General features: G+C 71.7%; 13 protein-coding genes. 11 read left to right on the top strand and 2 right to left on the bottom strand.

The genetic code is table 11. The features are described 5' to 3' along the window. The first annotated feature begins 377 nt into the window (after nucleotides 1-377). Both AB0J58_RS36390 and AB0J58_RS36385 read left to right on the top strand, forming a co-directional pair. Nucleotides 378-1,361: a hypothetical protein gene (locus AB0J58_RS36390; protein WP_364224449.1), complete on the top strand. Its 984-nt coding sequence runs from the start codon at nucleotides 378-380 to the stop codon at nucleotides 1,359-1,361. Between the two features lie 162 nt (nucleotides 1,362-1,523). Continuing rightward, entirely contained in the window at nucleotides 1,524-2,231 is a 708-nt protein-coding gene (locus tag AB0J58_RS36385) for a hypothetical protein (protein WP_364224447.1), read from the top strand. Between the two features lie 91 nt (nucleotides 2,232-2,322). Here AB0J58_RS36385 and AB0J58_RS36380 read toward each other — a convergent pair whose 3' ends face one another. Beyond that, a complete protein-coding gene (locus AB0J58_RS36380) occupies nucleotides 2,323-3,120 on the bottom strand; it encodes an IclR family transcriptional regulator (RefSeq protein WP_364224445.1) in 798 nt (265 codons plus the stop codon). 187 nt (nucleotides 3,121-3,307) lie between these two features. Here AB0J58_RS36380 and AB0J58_RS36375 point away from each other — a divergent pair, with 187 nt between their 5' ends. From AB0J58_RS36375 to AB0J58_RS36335, 9 genes are all read left to right on the top strand, one after another. Continuing rightward, nucleotides 3,308-4,597 (top strand): flavin reductase, encoded by a 1,290-nt coding sequence (locus AB0J58_RS36375; RefSeq protein WP_364224443.1) that lies wholly within the window; start codon nucleotides 3,308-3,310, stop codon nucleotides 4,595-4,597. A gap of 40 nt (nucleotides 4,598-4,637) precedes the next feature. Continuing rightward, entirely contained in the window at nucleotides 4,638-5,915 is a 1,278-nt protein-coding gene (locus AB0J58_RS36370) for an acyl-CoA dehydrogenase family protein (RefSeq protein ID WP_364224441.1), read from the top strand. A gap of 38 nt (nucleotides 5,916-5,953) precedes the next feature. Next, nucleotides 5,954-7,387, top strand: a complete 1,434-nt coding sequence (locus AB0J58_RS36365) for an aldehyde dehydrogenase family protein (RefSeq protein ID WP_364224439.1) — start codon at nucleotides 5,954-5,956, stop codon at nucleotides 7,385-7,387. A 250-nt stretch (nucleotides 7,388-7,637) separates the two neighbouring features. Then, entirely contained in the window at nucleotides 7,638-9,071 is a 1,434-nt protein-coding gene (locus AB0J58_RS36360) for an aldehyde dehydrogenase family protein (protein ID WP_364224437.1), read from the top strand. A gap of 280 nt (nucleotides 9,072-9,351) precedes the next feature. Then, the gene (locus AB0J58_RS36355; protein ID WP_343963056.1) at nucleotides 9,352-10,878 is read left to right on the top strand and encodes an ABC transporter substrate-binding protein; all 1,527 of its coding nucleotides are present in this window, start codon (nucleotides 9,352-9,354) and stop codon (nucleotides 10,876-10,878) included. Beyond that, nucleotides 10,875-11,828, top strand: a complete 954-nt coding sequence (locus AB0J58_RS36350) for an ABC transporter permease (protein WP_364224435.1) — start codon at nucleotides 10,875-10,877, stop codon at nucleotides 11,826-11,828. The genes AB0J58_RS36355 and AB0J58_RS36350 overlap by 4 nt, the downstream gene beginning before the upstream one ends. An 8-nt stretch (nucleotides 11,829-11,836) precedes the next feature. Continuing rightward, nucleotides 11,837-12,652, top strand: a complete 816-nt coding sequence (locus AB0J58_RS36345) for an ABC transporter permease (protein ID WP_364224433.1) — start codon at nucleotides 11,837-11,839, stop codon at nucleotides 12,650-12,652. After that, complete coding sequence (locus AB0J58_RS36340) at nucleotides 12,645-13,559, top strand: ABC transporter ATP-binding protein (protein WP_364224431.1); 915 nt, start codon at nucleotides 12,645-12,647, stop codon at nucleotides 13,557-13,559. The genes AB0J58_RS36345 and AB0J58_RS36340 overlap by 8 nt, the downstream gene beginning before the upstream one ends. Further along, a complete protein-coding gene (locus AB0J58_RS36335; protein WP_364224429.1) occupies nucleotides 13,552-14,289 on the top strand; it encodes an ATP-binding cassette domain-containing protein in 738 nt (245 codons plus the stop codon). The genes AB0J58_RS36340 and AB0J58_RS36335 overlap by 8 nt, the downstream gene beginning before the upstream one ends. Before the next feature lie 3 nt (nucleotides 14,290-14,292). On the opposite strand, the gene AB0J58_RS36330 is transcribed toward AB0J58_RS36335, so the two are convergent. After that, nucleotides 14,293-15,594 carry an LLM class flavin-dependent oxidoreductase gene (locus AB0J58_RS36330; protein ID WP_364224427.1) on the bottom strand — a complete coding sequence of 434 codons (1,302 nt, stop codon included), beginning with the start codon at nucleotides 15,592-15,594 and terminating at the stop codon, nucleotides 14,293-14,295. Nucleotides 15,595-15,636: the final 42 nt, after the last annotated feature.

The following is a 15,636-nucleotide window of genomic DNA, read 5'->3' as shown; positions in this document are numbered from 1 at the left end:
GCGCCGACCAGCGGCGCGGGCGGCTTCTCCGTGCCCGCACCGGCCCGCCGGGAGGCGAGCCACGCCCCGGACGACAGCTGGAACGTTCCCCGGAAGATCAAGCGATTCCGGGCATTGCATCGCGCGGACCTGAAGCCATACTGTGCGAAACAACGTTTCCATTTTTGCGAAACGGTGTTTCCATTTTCTCTGCCCGGAACCCGTGAAGGGGTGCCTCTTGACGCGCATCGATCAAGGCGTGATCTAACCCCGCGGTCGCCCCGGCCGGCGCGTTCACGACCGTGCCGGACGGCCTCATCCCGGGTTTCGGGAGCATCGCCGGATCCGCCGGCCCCGCCGGGCCGGTACCGCCCCCCACCGAGCACACAGGGAGAAAAGTGAAGGTCAACGTCAACAGACGTCCGCGGAGGATCATGGCCGCGTTCGCCGCCGTGATCGGCATGCTCCTGACGACCACGATCATGGCCGCCCCGGCCGCGCAGGCCGCCACGGCGTGCGGTGGCTACTCCTCGAGCACCACCACGTGTGTCACCGACTCCACGACCATCGCGGGAACCTCGTACAACCTGACCTGGTACCTGCCGAACGGCACCGCCACGGCCCTGATGCTCGCCCAGCACGGATTCAGCCGCAACTGCTCGCATCTGCGCAACACCAGCAAGGCGATCGCCGAGAAGGGCGTCATGGTGTTCTGCGTGGACGCCGACATGAGCAACGGCAACCCCGCACTGGGCAACCAGCTCGGCGACCTGCTCGGCTCTCGCGCGATCACCCCGCCGAACGGCAAGGCCCTGCCGGTGAAGTACATCGTCGGCGGGCACTCGGCCGGCGGCCACTTCGCGAGCGTCGTCGGCGCCCGCCTGGCCGGCAACGGCTACTCGAACCTGAAGGGCGCGATCCTCTTCGACGCGGTGGCCGCCTCGGGCTTCACCGAGAACCTCCTCGCCGTCTCGGCCGGCAACACCCGCCCCGTCCTCCAGATCGCGGCGCGGCCGAGCGTCATCAACCTGTTCAACAACTCCTTCGGCGCGCTGGCGGCGCTCGGGTCGAACTTCGTCGGCATCCAGCTCGTATGGACCAAGTACACCCTGGGCATCCCCTCCGGCGGCAGCTGCCACATCGACTCCGAGGGCGAGAACACCGACGCGATCGGCATCCTCGGCGCCACCTGCTCCCCCAACGCCACGCAGACCTCCTGGCTGCGGGACTTCGCCTCGACCTGGGCGCGGGACCTCGCGACCGGCTCGTACACCGCCTCCCACTACTGCACCGACTCCGACAACCTCTCGACGTGCGGCACCAAGGCCAACGTCGTCCTCGGCGGCGGCCTGCCGCTCGCGGCGGTCATCCCGAACTCCTGACACCGGGATCCGCCAGACATGAACGGTGCCGCCGGACGGAAACGGTCCGGCGGCACCGTGCGTCGAAGGGCCCCGCTCGAAAGGGGCCGGCTCTCCCCCTTTCCCATCATGTTTCGGACACTGTAACTTCGTTTCCAAACTTGACGATTAAGGGAGTGTTGAGTGGGACCTCATCCGCACGGCTGGTGGATCGTGCTCCACCTGGTGCTGTTCGTCTTCTGGCTGGGCGGGGACCTGGGCGTCTTCTACTCCAGCAGATCCGTGCTGAATCCGGCACTGACCCCCGCCGCTCGCGCCACCGCACTGAAGATCATGAGCGGCCTGGACCTCGGCCCGAAGATCTGCCTGGTGCTCTTCCTGCCCAGCGGGGTGACACTCATGGCGCTCGAACCGCACGGGGCCGAACTCTTCGGCGTGCGCCTCTTCCCACTCTGGTCGGTCCTGCTCGTCTGGGCCTTCGCCGCTCTCTGGCTGGTGCTGACCGTGGCCGACCACCGCACCCACGGCCGATTCCCCCGGGTACGGCAGGCCGACTGGGCGATCCGGATCGCGCTGGTCGCCGCGATCGTCGGGGCTGCGAGCTACACCCTGCTGGCCGACCGTCCGTTCGGGGTGGACACGAACCCCCGATGGCTGGGGGCCAAGCTGCTGCTCTACGCGCTGGCTCTCGCGGCCGGACTGGGCATCCGGCTCAAACTCCGCGCCTTCGGCCCCGCCTTCGGCACCCTTGTCAGCACGGGCTCGACTCCGGAGGTGGAGCGCACGTTGCGCGGCTCCGTCGACGGGTGCCTGCCCTATGTCTGGGTGATCTGGGGCAGCGTGCTCGCGGCGGCCGTGTCGGGCGTGTTCAAACCGGGGGCGCTTCTCTGAGGGCGCCCCGCGCTCGCCCCGCCTCACCGTGACGGCTCCGGGAGAGAACCCGGCCGGCACGGGGGCGGGGCGCCTCACCGCCGCGGACGAATCAGCGGCGGTGGCCGAGCTGGGCCGAAAGACGGTCGGCGGCCTCGACCACCAGGGGCGCCGACTCCTGCATGTGTGACTTGAACCGGGTGCTCGGCCCGGACACGCCGATCGCCGCGATCACGCCGCCGCCATGGTCGAACACGGGGGCGGCGATCGACGTGGCGCCCTCCTGCCGCTCACCGTAGGAGGTGGCGTAACCCCGGCGCCGGATCGCGGCCAGCTCGGTGTGGAGCTTGGCCGGATCGGTGATCGTCTTGTCCGTGAGCGCCTCCAGACCGTGCCGGCTCAGGTAGCCCTCGACCTCCTCCTCACGCAGGAACGCCAGGATGGCCTTGGAGGGACCACCGGCGTGCAGCGGGTAGGGGATGCCGAGCGAGACCTCTATCCGCAACTCCTGCTCGGGGACCACCTGCTCCACGTAGAGGCGGGTGTCACCGCGCCGTACCGACAGCGTGGCGGTCTCCCTCGTGCGGGCCGCCAGCCTGCGCAGCTCGGGGCCCGCCATGGCGCGCAGGTCGGTGCGGGCCAGATAGGCCCGGCCGAGCGCGATCGCGGCGTGCCCCAGTGAGTAGCGCCTGGTGACCGGGTCGGCCGCGATGAGCTCGCGGCTGCGCAGCGCGGTCAGGATACGGTGCACGGCCGCCTTGGTCAGGCCGAGTTCCGCGGCGATCTCGGTCACCCCCAGATCCGGACGGTTGCTGCGCCCGAACAGCAGCAGCACGTCCATCGCGCGTTCCACCGCCGCGATCGACCGGCTCTGGCCGTCGCCCTCGTCCGCAGCATCCGCCGGTCTCACGCTGGTCCTCGCTGACACCCGGCCCTCCTCTCCTCTTCGCAGGAGTCCACTCTACGGCGAGAGATTTCCCCATTGGAAACACGATCAGCTCCGCCTGGAAACACGGTAACCCCCGCGTTGACACCGGCCACGCAACATCGTTACCTTCAGCGGTACAACGTTTCCAACAGTGAAACAGCGAGGGGCAGTGGCTACTGACGGTGTTTCCTTCCGCGCGGTGCTGGCGCAGTGGCCGAGCGGCGTGGTCATCGTGACGACCGGCACCGCCGGCGGCGAGTGGCACGGCATGACGGCCAGTTCGTTCTCCAGCGTCAGCGTGGATCCGCCGATGGTCCTGGTCTGTCTCGCGAAGACCAGCCGGACCCACCGCCTGGTCGAGGAGCGGGGAACGTTCGCCGTGAGCATCCTCGGCAGGGACCAGGCGGCGCTCGGCCGCCGGTTCGCCGGGCAGGAGCCCGCGCCGGACGGCCTGTTCGCCGACGCGCACTGGGGCACGTGGGTGACCGGCTCCCCGGTGCTCGCCGACTCGATCGGCTGGCTCGACTGCCGGGTCGCGCACGCCTACCCGGGCGGCGATCACACGATCTTCGTCGGCGAGGTGCTGGCCGCGGACACGCCCCGGCGGGTGGCTCCCGTGCTGTTCCACTCCAGGGCCTGGGGCCAGCTCGCCGACCCGCTTCCCGACGAGGTCGCCGTCGCCGACACCGGCCTGCTGTCGATCCTGCGCACCCGCGGCTACGAGGAGGCCCGGCTGGCCAGGATCTCCCGCGCGCTGCGCGCCGCGGGCACCAGGGTCCGGCTGTTCGACCCGTACGGCGATCCGCTTCCCGCCGACGACCTCGACCCGGTCACGGCCTCCGCGTTGATCGCGGAACCCACCCGGGTCCAGTCCGCCGTCCGCGCGGGTGCCGGGGTGGTCGAGTTCGTCGTCTCGGCGGAGGAGTACAGCGTCTCCGCCGCACGTGCGGGCGTCGGCCCGCCGGCCCTGGAGAGCGCGGCCGCGACCGTGGAAGCCGCCCGGCGGGCGGGTCTGACGACGGTCGCGCACATAACCGAGTCCTTCGCCGAGGATCGCGCGGAGGCCGTCGTGTCCGCGGTCGGACGGCTGGCGGACCTCGGCTGCGACGAGATCGGGCTGGAGGAGGGCAGGCTCCCCGCCTCCCCGCTGCGGGTGCGCGAACTCCTGCGGGACGCCTCCGCCTCGGCCCGGTCCGCCGTCCTGCGAGTCCGCCTGCGAGAGCGGAACGGGATCGGCATGGTCAACGCGCTGGTCGCGATGAAGAGCGGGGTAGGACACTTCGACACCACGCTCGGCGGAGTGGACGGCTCACTCCCCGGAGAGGACGTGCTCTTCCTGGCCTCCCAGCTGGAGGTCGCCAGCTCCGTCGACCGTACCGCCCTGGTCGCCGGCGCCACCGAGCTGGAGAGCTCCTGGGGTTCTCCCCTGCCCGGACGCACCTACCGATTCGTCAGTTGAACCCGTACCACCCGACTCCACCTGCCTGAGGGGGCACAACGTGACCGACAAGCTGACCGGCGAACGTCTCGTCGACGACATGACCGATGCCGAGCGCGCCCGCGCCGCCCGGGTCGAGGCGGTGCTGCCCGCGCTGCGCGCCGCCGCGGCCAAGGCCGACGAGGACGGCCTTTTCCCGATCGAGCACATCGCGCTGTTGCGCGAGGCCGGGCTGCTCGGGCTGGTGGTTCCCGAGGAGTACGGCGGGCTCGGCGGCACGCTGCGCGACCTGGCCGCGGCCACCTTCGCGATGGGTACGGCGTGCCCGTCCACGGCACTGGCCTACTTCTTCCACAACACCAGCGCCTCCCGGGGGCTGCTGCCGCTGGAGGCGATCGAGGCGGGCCTGTTCACCGACGAGGAGGTCCCCGTGGTGCGGGCCTTCGCCGAGAAGGTGCTGACCCGGATGGCGTCCGGGGCGTGGCTGGCCAACTTCGCCTCGGAGTCGGTCAAGAGCTCCGGCGCCAACATCACCATCGCCACCACCGCCCGCCGCACCGAGGGCGGCTGGGTCCTGGTAGGCGAGAAGTCCTTCGGCTGCGCCACCGGGGTGGCCGACTACTACCTGACCACCGCCAAGCTGGAGGGGTACGACACGGCCGAGGGCCTGGTCACCTTCTTCGTGCCGCGTGACGCGCCGGGGGTCTCCGCCCGCGCGCCGTGGGACGGTCTGGGCATGCGGGCCACGGCCAACAACGGCATCCGGCTCGACGGCGTGTTCATCCCCGACGACGAGGCGCTGACGATCCCCGGGGCGTTCACCCGGATGCTGCAGATGAGCCGGGGCAGCTTCGTCGGCAACCAGCTGGCCATCTCCGCCGCCTACACCGGGTGCGCGCAGAACGTCTACGACGTCGTGGTCGAGGAGCTCACCAAGAAGACCTTCGCCGACACCGGGCGGCCGATCGCCTCCAGCCCGATGCACCAGGTGCTGTTCGGCGACATGACGGTGAACCTGGAGACCGCCTACCTGTGGCTCCGCCGCCAGCTGCAACTGGAGACCTCCGAGCCGCCGCTGCGGTCCAAGCCCGAGGTGTTCCGGCAGTGGCGGATGGGCAAGGGCTCGGTCACCGAGGCGTGCTTCCAGGTCGCCCTCGGCGCGTTCAAGGCCTCCGGCACCTCCGGCGCGATGATGGGCGGCGTGGTCGGCCGCGCCCTGCGCGATCTCGCGATGGGGTTGGTGATGACCTTCCCCGCCGAACGCGGCAAACTTGAGGCCGCCCAGATGGTCACCCAGGCCAAGGAGAACGAACTGTTCGCCACCGCGGACCGTCCGTGACACGACCGGGCGCACCCGAGAGCAGCCCTGGAGCATCCATGATCGACATTCCCGAAGTCCAGGACCTGGTCGACGGCACCTGGGCCACCTGTACCGACGACCTGGGCTTCGACCTGGAGGACCCCGCGACGGGTAAGCCGGTGACCCGGGCGGTGGGCACCTCCGCCGCCCGGGTCGGCGCGGCGCTCACCGCGGCCGAGAACACGTCGGCCTCCTGGGCGGCGACCTCGCCTGAACGCCGGGCCGAGATCCTCGGCTCCGCCGCCGACGCGCTCGAAGCGCGGATCCCGGCGATCGTCGCCCTGGAGTCCTTCGCCACCGGCGTGCCGATCCGCCAGACCGCCCCGCTGGGAATGATCATCGGGGGCGCGTTCCGGCTGGCCGCGGGACAACTGCGCGAGGGTCTGCTGCTCAGCACCGAGACCCGTGAGGACGGCCGCACGGTGGAGGTGCACCGGCTTCCCCTGGGACCCGCCCTGTGCCTGGTGCCGTGGAACGCCCCCGCGCCGATGGCGGCGCACAAGACCGCCAGCGCGCTCGCCGCCGGCTGCCCGGTGATCCTCAAGGTGAGCGAATACGCCCCCTACGGCTCCCAGCTGCTCGCCCGGGTCCTGCATGAGACGCTCCCCCCGGGTGTCTTCCAGCTCGTCCAGGGCGGCCCGCGGACGGGCGAGCGGCTGGTCGGTGACCCGCGCGTCCGCGCGGTCTCCTTCACCGGCGGCCTGGCCGGGGGCCGGTCGGTCGCCGCCGCCTGCGCCGCCGGCCTGCGCCCGGCCCAGCTGGAGCTCGGCGGCAACAACCCCCTGGTGGTCCTGCCCGACGCCGACACCGAGACCGCCGCCCGGGCCGCGGCCGACCTGCTCACCACGCTCAACGGCCAGTGGTGCCGGGCACTGGGCCGCCTCATCGTGCCCCGCGACGGCCTCGGCGAGCTCGTCGAGGCCGTCGGTGAGCGGCTGCGCGCGCTGCGCGCCGGCCCCCCGCTGGAGGAGGAGACGGACTTCGGCCCGCTGATCCACTCCGTCCATCTGCGGCGGGTCCGCGACGCGATCGCCGCCGCGGGCGGCCGGGCCGTGTCGTACGGGACCGTACCGGAGGACGGCAACTTCCTGGCCCCCACACTGATCACCGGCACCGACCTCACCGACGAGATCTTCGGCCCCGCCGCGGCGGTCGTGCCCTACGACACCGTGGACGAGGCGGTCGGCCTGGCCAACGCCACGCCGTACGGGCTGGAGGGGTACGTCGTGGGAACGGACGAGGAGCGGGCCCTCGCGGTCGCCCGGCGTGTCCGGGCCGGCGAGGTGAAGGTCAACGGCTCCAGCGTCATGAGCCTGCACCTGTCCACCCCGCGCCCGGCCTGGGGCCTGTCCGGTCTGGGAGAGGAGGGCACCCACGAGACCCTCCGTTTCTTCACGGGCGCCAGAGTCGTCGGGGTGGAGGGCGGCTTCGCCCTCCACGGAAGACGGTGACCGTGAGGAGTGTGCCGCCGGCCGGGACAGGCCCGGCGGGGCCTGCCACGGCGCTCGCGCCGGCCGGGGGGCGGGAACCGCGCGCCCCGGCCGAGCTGGCGGCCGCGCGAGCGCGCCCGCCGCGCACCGGCCTGATCTCCTCTCGTGACGCCCGCTGACCGGGGGCGGGGCGCCGTGCGGTCACGGGCCCGGGGCGGGCCCCCGTCTCGTCCGTACCACCGCGGGACAAGAGCCCGTGTAGGGAGATCCGATGCGTGAGACCGTGATCGTCAGGGAGAACCCGGCTCGCGTCGACGAGCTCGTCGGAAGCGTGCCGGTCACGGACCCCGCCGGGGTGGACGAGGTCGTCCGCCGGGCCGACGACGCGTTCCGCGAGTGGTCGCGGATCCCGGTCGCGGAGCGGGTCGCCACCCTGCGGCACGCCGCCGACGCCGTGTCCGCCCGGTTGGAGGAGCTGGCGACGCTGCTGGCCCGGGAGACCGGCAAGCCGCTGGCCGACTGTCGCGGCGAGATCGGGTTCGCCGTCACCTTCCTGCGCTGGGCCTGCGACCGCGCCCCGGCGGCGCTGGCCTCCCTGGAGATCGACGACGACGCCGGGCGGCTGGTGGTGCGGCGCAGGCCGTACGGGGTGGTGGGCTGCGTGACCCCGTGGAACGCCCCGATCATCCTGGCGATGCTCAAGCTGGGGCCCGCGCTGGTGGCGGGCAACACGGTCGTGCTCAAGCCCGCCCCGCTGGCACCGCTGACCGTCACCGAGATCGCGGCCATGCTGCCCGCCGCCTGGGTGATCCACGGCGGTGCGGAGACCGGCCGCGCGCTGGTCGGTCACCGGCTCGTCCGCAAGGTGGCGTTCACCGGCGGCGAGGCCGCCGGGCGGGAGATCGCCGCGACGGCCGGGGCGATGATCACCCCCTCGGTGCTGGAGCTGGGCGGCAACGACCCGGCGGTCTTCCTGCCGGACTACACGCTGACCGACGCCGACTACGAGCGGCTGGTCATGGCCTCGTTCGCGACCAGCGGGCAGGTGTGCATGGCGGCCAAGCGACTGTACGTGCCGCGGGCGCGGAGCGCGGAGTTCACCGAGGCGTACGTCGCGGCGGCCGAACGCGTCCTGGTGGTCGGCGACCCCCTGGATCCGGAGGTCACCATGGGGCCGGTCATCTCGGCCACCGCGGCCTCCCGGATCCGCGCGCTGGTGGCGACCTCGGTGGCCGTTGGAGGCGGGAGGGCGGTGCCGCTGGGCCGATCCGCCCCCGGCCATGCCCCGGGATCAGGATATTTCGTGACTCCGCAGCTGGTCATCGGCCTGGACGATCACGCGCCGCTGGTGGCCGACGAGCAGTTCGGCCCGGCGGTCCCGCTGCTCGTCTACGACGACGAGGACGAGGTCCTGGCCCGCGCCAACGCGGGCGAGCTGGGCCTGGGCGCCTCCGTCTGGTCCGCCGACGAGGAGCGCGCCTTCGCGCTGGCGGACCGGTTCGAGGCCGGATTCGTCTTCGTCAACACGCACAACCGCACCGGCATGTCGCTGCGCGCGCCCTTCGGCGGGGTCAAGCGCAGCGGCTACGGCCGCGAGTACGGCGAGGAGGGACTGCTGGAGTACGTCCAGTCCACGGTCGTCCACGCCCCGGCCGCGTTCCGTCCCGGCGGAGGCGGTATGGCCGCGGGCGCCTACCCCGGCTGACCACACCTCCCCGAAGACAGGCCGCGGGCGCGATGGACGGCCTGGCCGGCATGCCCCGGCGCCGCCGCGGACCCTGCGATATGCCTGGCCTCCGCGACCTTCTGTCATGACAAGTCATGACAGGTCAGGACAGGTTGCGGGGGTTCGGATCGCCCCGCAGGAGAAGTCCCAGGGATCTCCCCCACCCACGGGGCCGCACCCCTTGACGATCTCCCAATCCCCTCTTAGGTTTCCTCTATCGTAACGGCGTATCTCATAGAGATACAGGAAAGGTGGCGTCGTGGAACTCACTCGCCGAAGGATCCTGCAGATGGGCGGGCTGGCTGCCGCGGCGCTCGCCACCGGGTGCGCGACCACGCCGAAGACGGCCGGAACGGGAACGGCCGCGGCGGGAGCGGCCGGCGCGCCGCTCGTCGTCGCCTCCCCGGCCCTGACCAACTCCCTCGACCCGGCCGCCGCGCTCTCCAACGTGGGAGCCACCTTCAGCGCCCAGGTCTACGAGCCGCTGCTCACGTTCGGCGCGGACGGCAAGCTGGAACCGGCTCTGGCCACCGCCTGGCGCGTGATCGACGAGCTCACGGTGGAGTTCACGCTCCGCCAGGGTGTGAAGTTCCACCGCGGCGGCGCCTTCGACGCCGCCGCGGTCAAGGCCAACGTCGATCGGCTGCTCTCCGGCGACCCGGCGTTCGCCTTCCGCGTCGGGCAGATGGGCACGCTCTCCGGCGCGGAGGTGGTCGGCCCGGACACCGTGCGGATCACGACGGACAAGCCCGACCCCATCCTGCTGAACCGGCTGGCCAGGCTGGCCATCACCGACCCGGCGATCTTCAAGGAGAAGCCGGGCAGCGTCGCCTCGGGCACCGGCCCCTTCAAGGTCACCGCCTACGCCCCGGCCAAGAGCATCGACCTGGAGGCGTTCCCCGACGCCTGGCGGAAGTCCGAGAGCGTCAAGTCCGCCCGCATCGTCTCCATCCCCGACCCGGGCACGCTGACCACCGCGCTGCGCACCGGCGAGATCGACGGCGCCTACGGCCTGCCGCCCTCGGTGGCGGCGGAGCTGGCCGGCTCGTTCGTCGTGAAGCCCGTCCCGGCCGGATCCTGCGCGATCCTGAGCATGATCGGCGAGGTGGAGCCCAAGCTGCGCGACAAGCGGGTGCGGCTGGCGCTCAACCTGGCCGTCAACAAGGAGGAGTTCGTCGCCTCCGGGCTGTCGGGCTACGGCGAGGTGCCCAACGGGCAGCTGCTCCAGCCCGGCTACCTCGGTCACGACCCCTCGCTGGAGGCCTTCCCGCACGACCCCGAGCGGGCCAGGGCCCTGCTCAAGGAGGCCGGCGCCGAGGGCCTGACCCTGAACATCGCCACCACCGCCCTCTTCAAGCAGCAGGCCGAGATCACCGCCGGCTACCTCGCCAAGGTCGGGATCAAGTGCGAGGTGGTCATCCAGGACCTGTCGAGCTTCATCACCTCGCTGCTGAAGAAGAGCGAGACCCCCCTGCTGTACTGGCAGACCGACTACGTCGACCTGCACGACATCTCCGGCGTCAACCGCCTCGGCCCGCAGCCCAAGGGTGTGCAGCGGCACGTGGAGGACGAGGAGTACATCAAGCTGTTCGCGAGCAGTCAGACCGAGATGGAGCCGGCCAAGCGGGAGACGATCATCAAGGCGATGGCCAAGCGGCTCCATGACGAGGCCGGGGTGGTCTTCCTGGCCTGGCCGCAGACGGTCTACGTGCACTCGTCCAAGTCCGACCTGACGCTCAACAGCGACGGCAACGTACTGCTCGCCGAATCCAGGAAGGGTGCATGAAGACAGACCGTACGGGCCCGCGCGTGCTGCGCGCGGGCGCGGTATGGCTGGTCCGGCTCGCCGTGACGGTGCTGGGTGTACTGACCCTGCTCTTCTTCCTGCTGCGTCTGTCCGGTGATCCCGCCGCGGTCCTCGTGGGCCCCGGCGGCACCCTGGAGGACATCGAACGGGTCCGCCGCGAGCTCGGCCTGGACCTGCCGCTGTGGACGCAGTACGGCGCGTTCCTCGGCGATGTCGCCCGGCTCGACTTCGGCGTCTCCGCCTACACGGGGGAGCCCGCCATCTCGGCGGTGCTGGTCCGGCTGCCGCTCACCCTGCAGGTCGTCGGTGCCACGCTCGCGCTCGCGCTGCTGATCGGCGTCCCGCTCGGCATGCTCGCCGCGGCGCGGGCCCGCCGTCCTTCCGGCCGGGCGATCACGGCGGGCGCGGCGGCCGCCCAGGCGGTCCCGAACTTCGTGCTCGGCATGCTGCTCCTGCTGGTCTTCGCGCTCTGGCTCGGCTGGCTGCCGAGCTATGGATCGGAGAGCCCGCTGCACTCGGTGCTCCCGACGTTGACCCTGGCCGCCTTCACCGTCGCCCGCGTCGTGCGGCTGGTGAGGGCCGGCCTGCTGGAGGCACTCTCGCAGGACTTCATCCGGACGGTCCGGGCCAAGGGCGGCAGCCGCCTGCGCGTGCTGGCGCGACACGCGCTGCCCAACGCCTTCCCGCCGGTGCTCGCCTTCCTGGTGGTCGACAGCGCCTACCTGTTGTCCAGCACGGTGATCGTCGAACAGCTCTACGCCTACGACGGGATCGGCAAACAACTGGTGGACGCGATCTTTCAGCGGGACTATCCGATCGTGCAGGCGACGGTGTTCGTGGTGGCGGTACTGGTGGTCGCGGTCAGCGCGGTCGGCGACGTGCTCGGCGCGCTCGCCGACCCCAGGGTCAGAAGGGAGGCGGCCGGATGAGGCCGTCGGTGCGGATCGCGTTGGCGGGACTGGTGCTGATCGCGCTCGCCGTGGCGGTCGGGCCGCTCCTGCTCGGCGTGGACGCGCTGGAGCAGGATCTGCCGGCCAAACTGGCGCCGCCGTTCTGGATGGAGGGCGCGCTGGCCGGCCACCCCCTCGGCACCGACCAGCTCGGCCGCGATCTGCTGGCGCGCGTCCTGGTCGGCGGGCGGACCTCGCTGCTGGTGGGCTTCGCGGCCAGCACCCTGGCCTGCGCGGTGGGAATCGTGGTGGGGCTGCTCTCGGGCTACCTCGGCGGCTGGATCGACCGGCTGATCATGGGCCTGGGCGACCTGTGGATCGCCTTTCCCTTCCTGGTGCTGGCGATCGCGACCATCGGTGTGGTGGGCTCCTCGACCCCGATCCTGGTCACACTGCTCACCCTGGCCGGCTGGGTCACCTCGGCCAGGGTGACCCGGACGATCGTCAAGCAGGTCAGGGGAGAGGACTACGTGGCCGCCTCGGTCGGTGCGGGCGCCGGTCACCTGAGCGTGCTGACCCGGCATCTGCTGCCCGCGGTGGCCAGTGCCAACCTGGTGATGTGGACCTTCGTGGTCGGCACGATGGTGCTCGTCGAGGGCGGCCTGTCCTTCCTCGGTCTGGGCGTGCGTCCCCCCGCCCCCTCCTGGGGCACGATCCTCAGCGACGGGCGCGAACTGCTGGAGACGGCCTGGTGGATCCCGCTGTGGCCGGGACTCGCGCTCACCCTGACCGTGCTCCTGGTCAACCTGCTGGGCGACGGACTCCGTGACGCCCTCGATGTTCGGATGGACGACCATGCTTGAGGTGCAGGACCTGGTGGTGACCGCCGGCGGCGTGCGGATCGTGGACGGCGTCTCCTTCGAGGTACGGCCGGGCGAGGTGCTCGGCATGGTCGGCGAGTCGGGCTCCGGCAAGACGATGACCATGCTCGCGGTGGCCGGTCTGCTGTCCGGCCCCGCCAGGGTCGCCGGGGGGACGGCCGTCCTGGACGGCACCGAGCTCACCGAGGCCAGGCTCGAACGGCTCAGGGGACGCCGGATCGGCTTCGTCTTCCAGGACCCCGCGACGTCGCTCAACCCGCTCATGCGGGTCGGCACGCAGATCTCGGAGGTGCTGCGGATCCACGGCGTGAGTCGCGGCGAGGCGCGGCGGCGGGCCGCGGAGCTGCTGGAGCAGGTCGGCCTCGGCCCGGAGCGGGCCGGGAGGTATCCGCACGAACTCTCCGGCGGGCAGCGGCAGCGGATCGTGATCGCGATGGCCATCGCACTCAGGCCGTCGCTGCTGATCGCGGACGAGCCCACCACCGCTCTGGACGTCACGGTCCAGGAGCAGGTCATGCAGGTGCTGCGTACCGCGCAGCGAGAGACAGGAGCGGCGACCGTGCTCGTCAGCCACGACCTCGGCCTCGTCGCCGAGGCCGCACACCGGATCGCGGTGATGTACGCCGGCCGCCTGGTCGAGACGGGAACCGTGGAGGAGGTCCTCGGCGCGCCCCGCCACCCCTACTCCGCCGCGCTCATGCGGTCCCGGCCGCGGGTCGGCACGGGCCGGGGGCCGCTGCCGGTGATCCCCGGGTATCCGCCCGCGCCGAGGTCGCGACCACCCGGCTGCGCGTTCCATCCCCGCTGTCCCGTCGCGCTCGACCGCTGCGCGAAAGAGACCCCGCCGCTCGTCGGCGGCGTGGCCTGCTGGGCGGTGCAGGATGGCTGAACCGCTGCTCCGCGTCACGAACCTGCGCAAGAGCTACGGCGCGCTGCACGCGGTGGACGGTGTGACGTTCGAGGTCGACCGGGGCGAGACGCTCGCGATCGTGGGCGAGTCCGGCTGCGGGAAGTCGACGCTGGCCCGGTGCGTCGCGCGGCTGACGCAGCCCACCGGCGGGAGCGTGCGCCTGGACGGGGTGGAGCTGGCCCCCCTGTCACGGCGGCGGCTGCGCCCGCTGCGATCCCGTTTCCAGCTCGTCTTCCAGGATCCCTCGACCTCGCTGAATCCGCGCTGGACGGTCGGGGAGATCGTGCGGGAGCCGCTGCGCCTGCAGGGCGTGCGCGGGGACGTGCCCGGCCTGCTCGCGGAGGTGGGCCTGGACCCGGGACTCGCCGACCGCCACCCGCACCAGCTCTCCGGCGGGCAGCGGCAGCGGGTGGGCATCGCGAGGGCGCTGGCCCTCTCCCCCGACCTGCTGGTGCTCGACGAGCCGGTCACCGCCCTGGACGTCTCGGTGCAGGCCCAGATCATCAACCTGCTGCTCCGGCTGCAGGAGGAGCGCGGCCTGGGCTACCTGTTCATCTCGCACGACCTGGCCGTGGTGAGCGCCGTCGCCCATCGGGTCGCGGTGATGCACGCCGGCCGGCTGGTCGAAACAGGGCCGGCCGAGCAGGTGCTCGGCCGGCCCTCGCACGACTACACCAGGGCACTGGTCGCGGCCGTCCCCGGCACCTGACCGCTACGCGTGTGCCACGACCGGGCGCGCGAGACCGTAGTGCCCGCGAAGGGTCCGGCCCTCGTACTCGGTACGGAACAGGCCCCGGCGCTGCAGTTCCGGCACCACGTGGTCGACGAAGTCGTCCAGGCCGCCGGGCAGCGTCGGGGGCATCACGTTGAAGCCGTCGGCGGCGCCCTTGACGAACCACTCCTCGATCTGGTCGGCGATCTGCTCGGGGGTGCCCGCCACCACGCGGTGCCCCCGGTTGCCGGACAGGCGGCGGATCAGCTGTTCCAGCGACAGGTTCTCCCGCCGGGCCATGTCGACGATGACCCCGGCCCGGCTCCGCTGGCCCTCGACCACCCCGGGGATGTCGGGCAGCGGCTGGTCGAGCGGGTGCTCCGTCAGGTCCACGCCGAGCATCTCGGAGATCGTGGCGACGGTGGACTCGGGAACGACCAGCGCCCCGAGCTCCTCCTGCAGCTGTGCCGCCTCACGCTCGGTGGAACCGACGATGGCCGACAGGCCCGGCAGGATCGCCACGTCGTCGGGGTTCCTGCCGTACTTCACGATCCGCTTCTTGAAGTCGGCGTAGAACGCCTGGGCCGAGTAGATGACCGGCTGCGCGGTGAAGACGGCATCGGCGTAGCGGGCGGCGAACTCCTTGCCGTCCTCCGAGGAGCCGGCCTGGACCAGCAGCGGCCGGCCCTGCGGCGAGCGGGGGATGTTCAGCGGCCCGCTGACCTTGAACCGCTCTCCCTGGTGTTCGACGGCGCGGACCTTCTCCTTGTCCGCGTAGATGCCCTCCGTCTGGTCGCCGAGGACGGCGCCGTCCTCCCAGCTGTCCCAGAGCTTGGTGACCACGTCCACGAACTCGGTGGCCCTGGCGTACCTGACGGCGTGCGGCGGAAGGCTCCCGCCGAAGTTGCGCGCCTCCGACTCGCTGGCCGAGGTGACGATGTTCCACCCGGCGCGGCCGCCGCTGATGTGGTCCAGCGAGGCGAACTTGCGCGCCACGTTGAACGGCTCGTTGTAGGTGGTGGACATGGTGGCGATCAGGCCGATGTGCTCGGTGACCACCGCCATCGCCGCCAGCATCGTCAACGGTTCCAGTCCGCCCAGGGTGTGGTACTTGATGTCACCCCAGAAGGACAGGGAGTCGGCCAGGAACACCGAGTCGAGCTTGCCCCGCTCGGCGGTCCTGGCCAGCTCCTGGTAGTGCCGGATATCGGTGACTCTGGATGGGTCCGCGCCCGAGGTGCGCCAGGCGGCCTCGTGGTGACCCACCCCCATGAGGAAGGCGTTCAAGTGGAGCTTTCTCATCTCATCCTCCAGCCCCGCGTGGTGTTTCTCATAGAGAAACTT

Source organism: Streptosporangium sp. NPDC049644 (assembly GCF_040675205.1).
GTDB classification, from domain to species: Bacteria; Actinomycetota; Actinomycetes; order Streptosporangiales; family Streptosporangiaceae; genus Streptosporangium; species Streptosporangium fukuiense.
Note: the sequence above shows the minus strand (reverse complement) of the source record. Positions and strands in the feature narration are given on the sequence as shown.

Coding starts and splice junctions, on each gene's coding strand:
- AB0J58_RS36365 (WP_364224439.1), top strand. CDS start 5,954: ATGATCGACATTCCCGAAGTCCAGGACCTGGTCGACGGCACCTGGGCC.
- AB0J58_RS36360 (WP_364224437.1), top strand. CDS start 7,638: ATGCGTGAGACCGTGATCGTCAGGGAGAACCCGGCTCGCGTCGACGAG.
- AB0J58_RS36350 (WP_364224435.1), top strand. CDS start 10,875: ATGAAGACAGACCGTACGGGCCCGCGCGTGCTGCGCGCGGGCGCGGTA.
- AB0J58_RS36340 (WP_364224431.1), top strand. CDS start 12,645: ATGCTTGAGGTGCAGGACCTGGTGGTGACCGCCGGCGGCGTGCGGATC.
- AB0J58_RS36335 (WP_364224429.1), top strand. CDS start 13,552: ATGGCTGAACCGCTGCTCCGCGTCACGAACCTGCGCAAGAGCTACGGC.
- AB0J58_RS36330 (WP_364224427.1), bottom strand. CDS start 15,594: ATGAGAAAGCTCCACTTGAACGCCTTCCTCATGGGGGTGGGTCACCAC.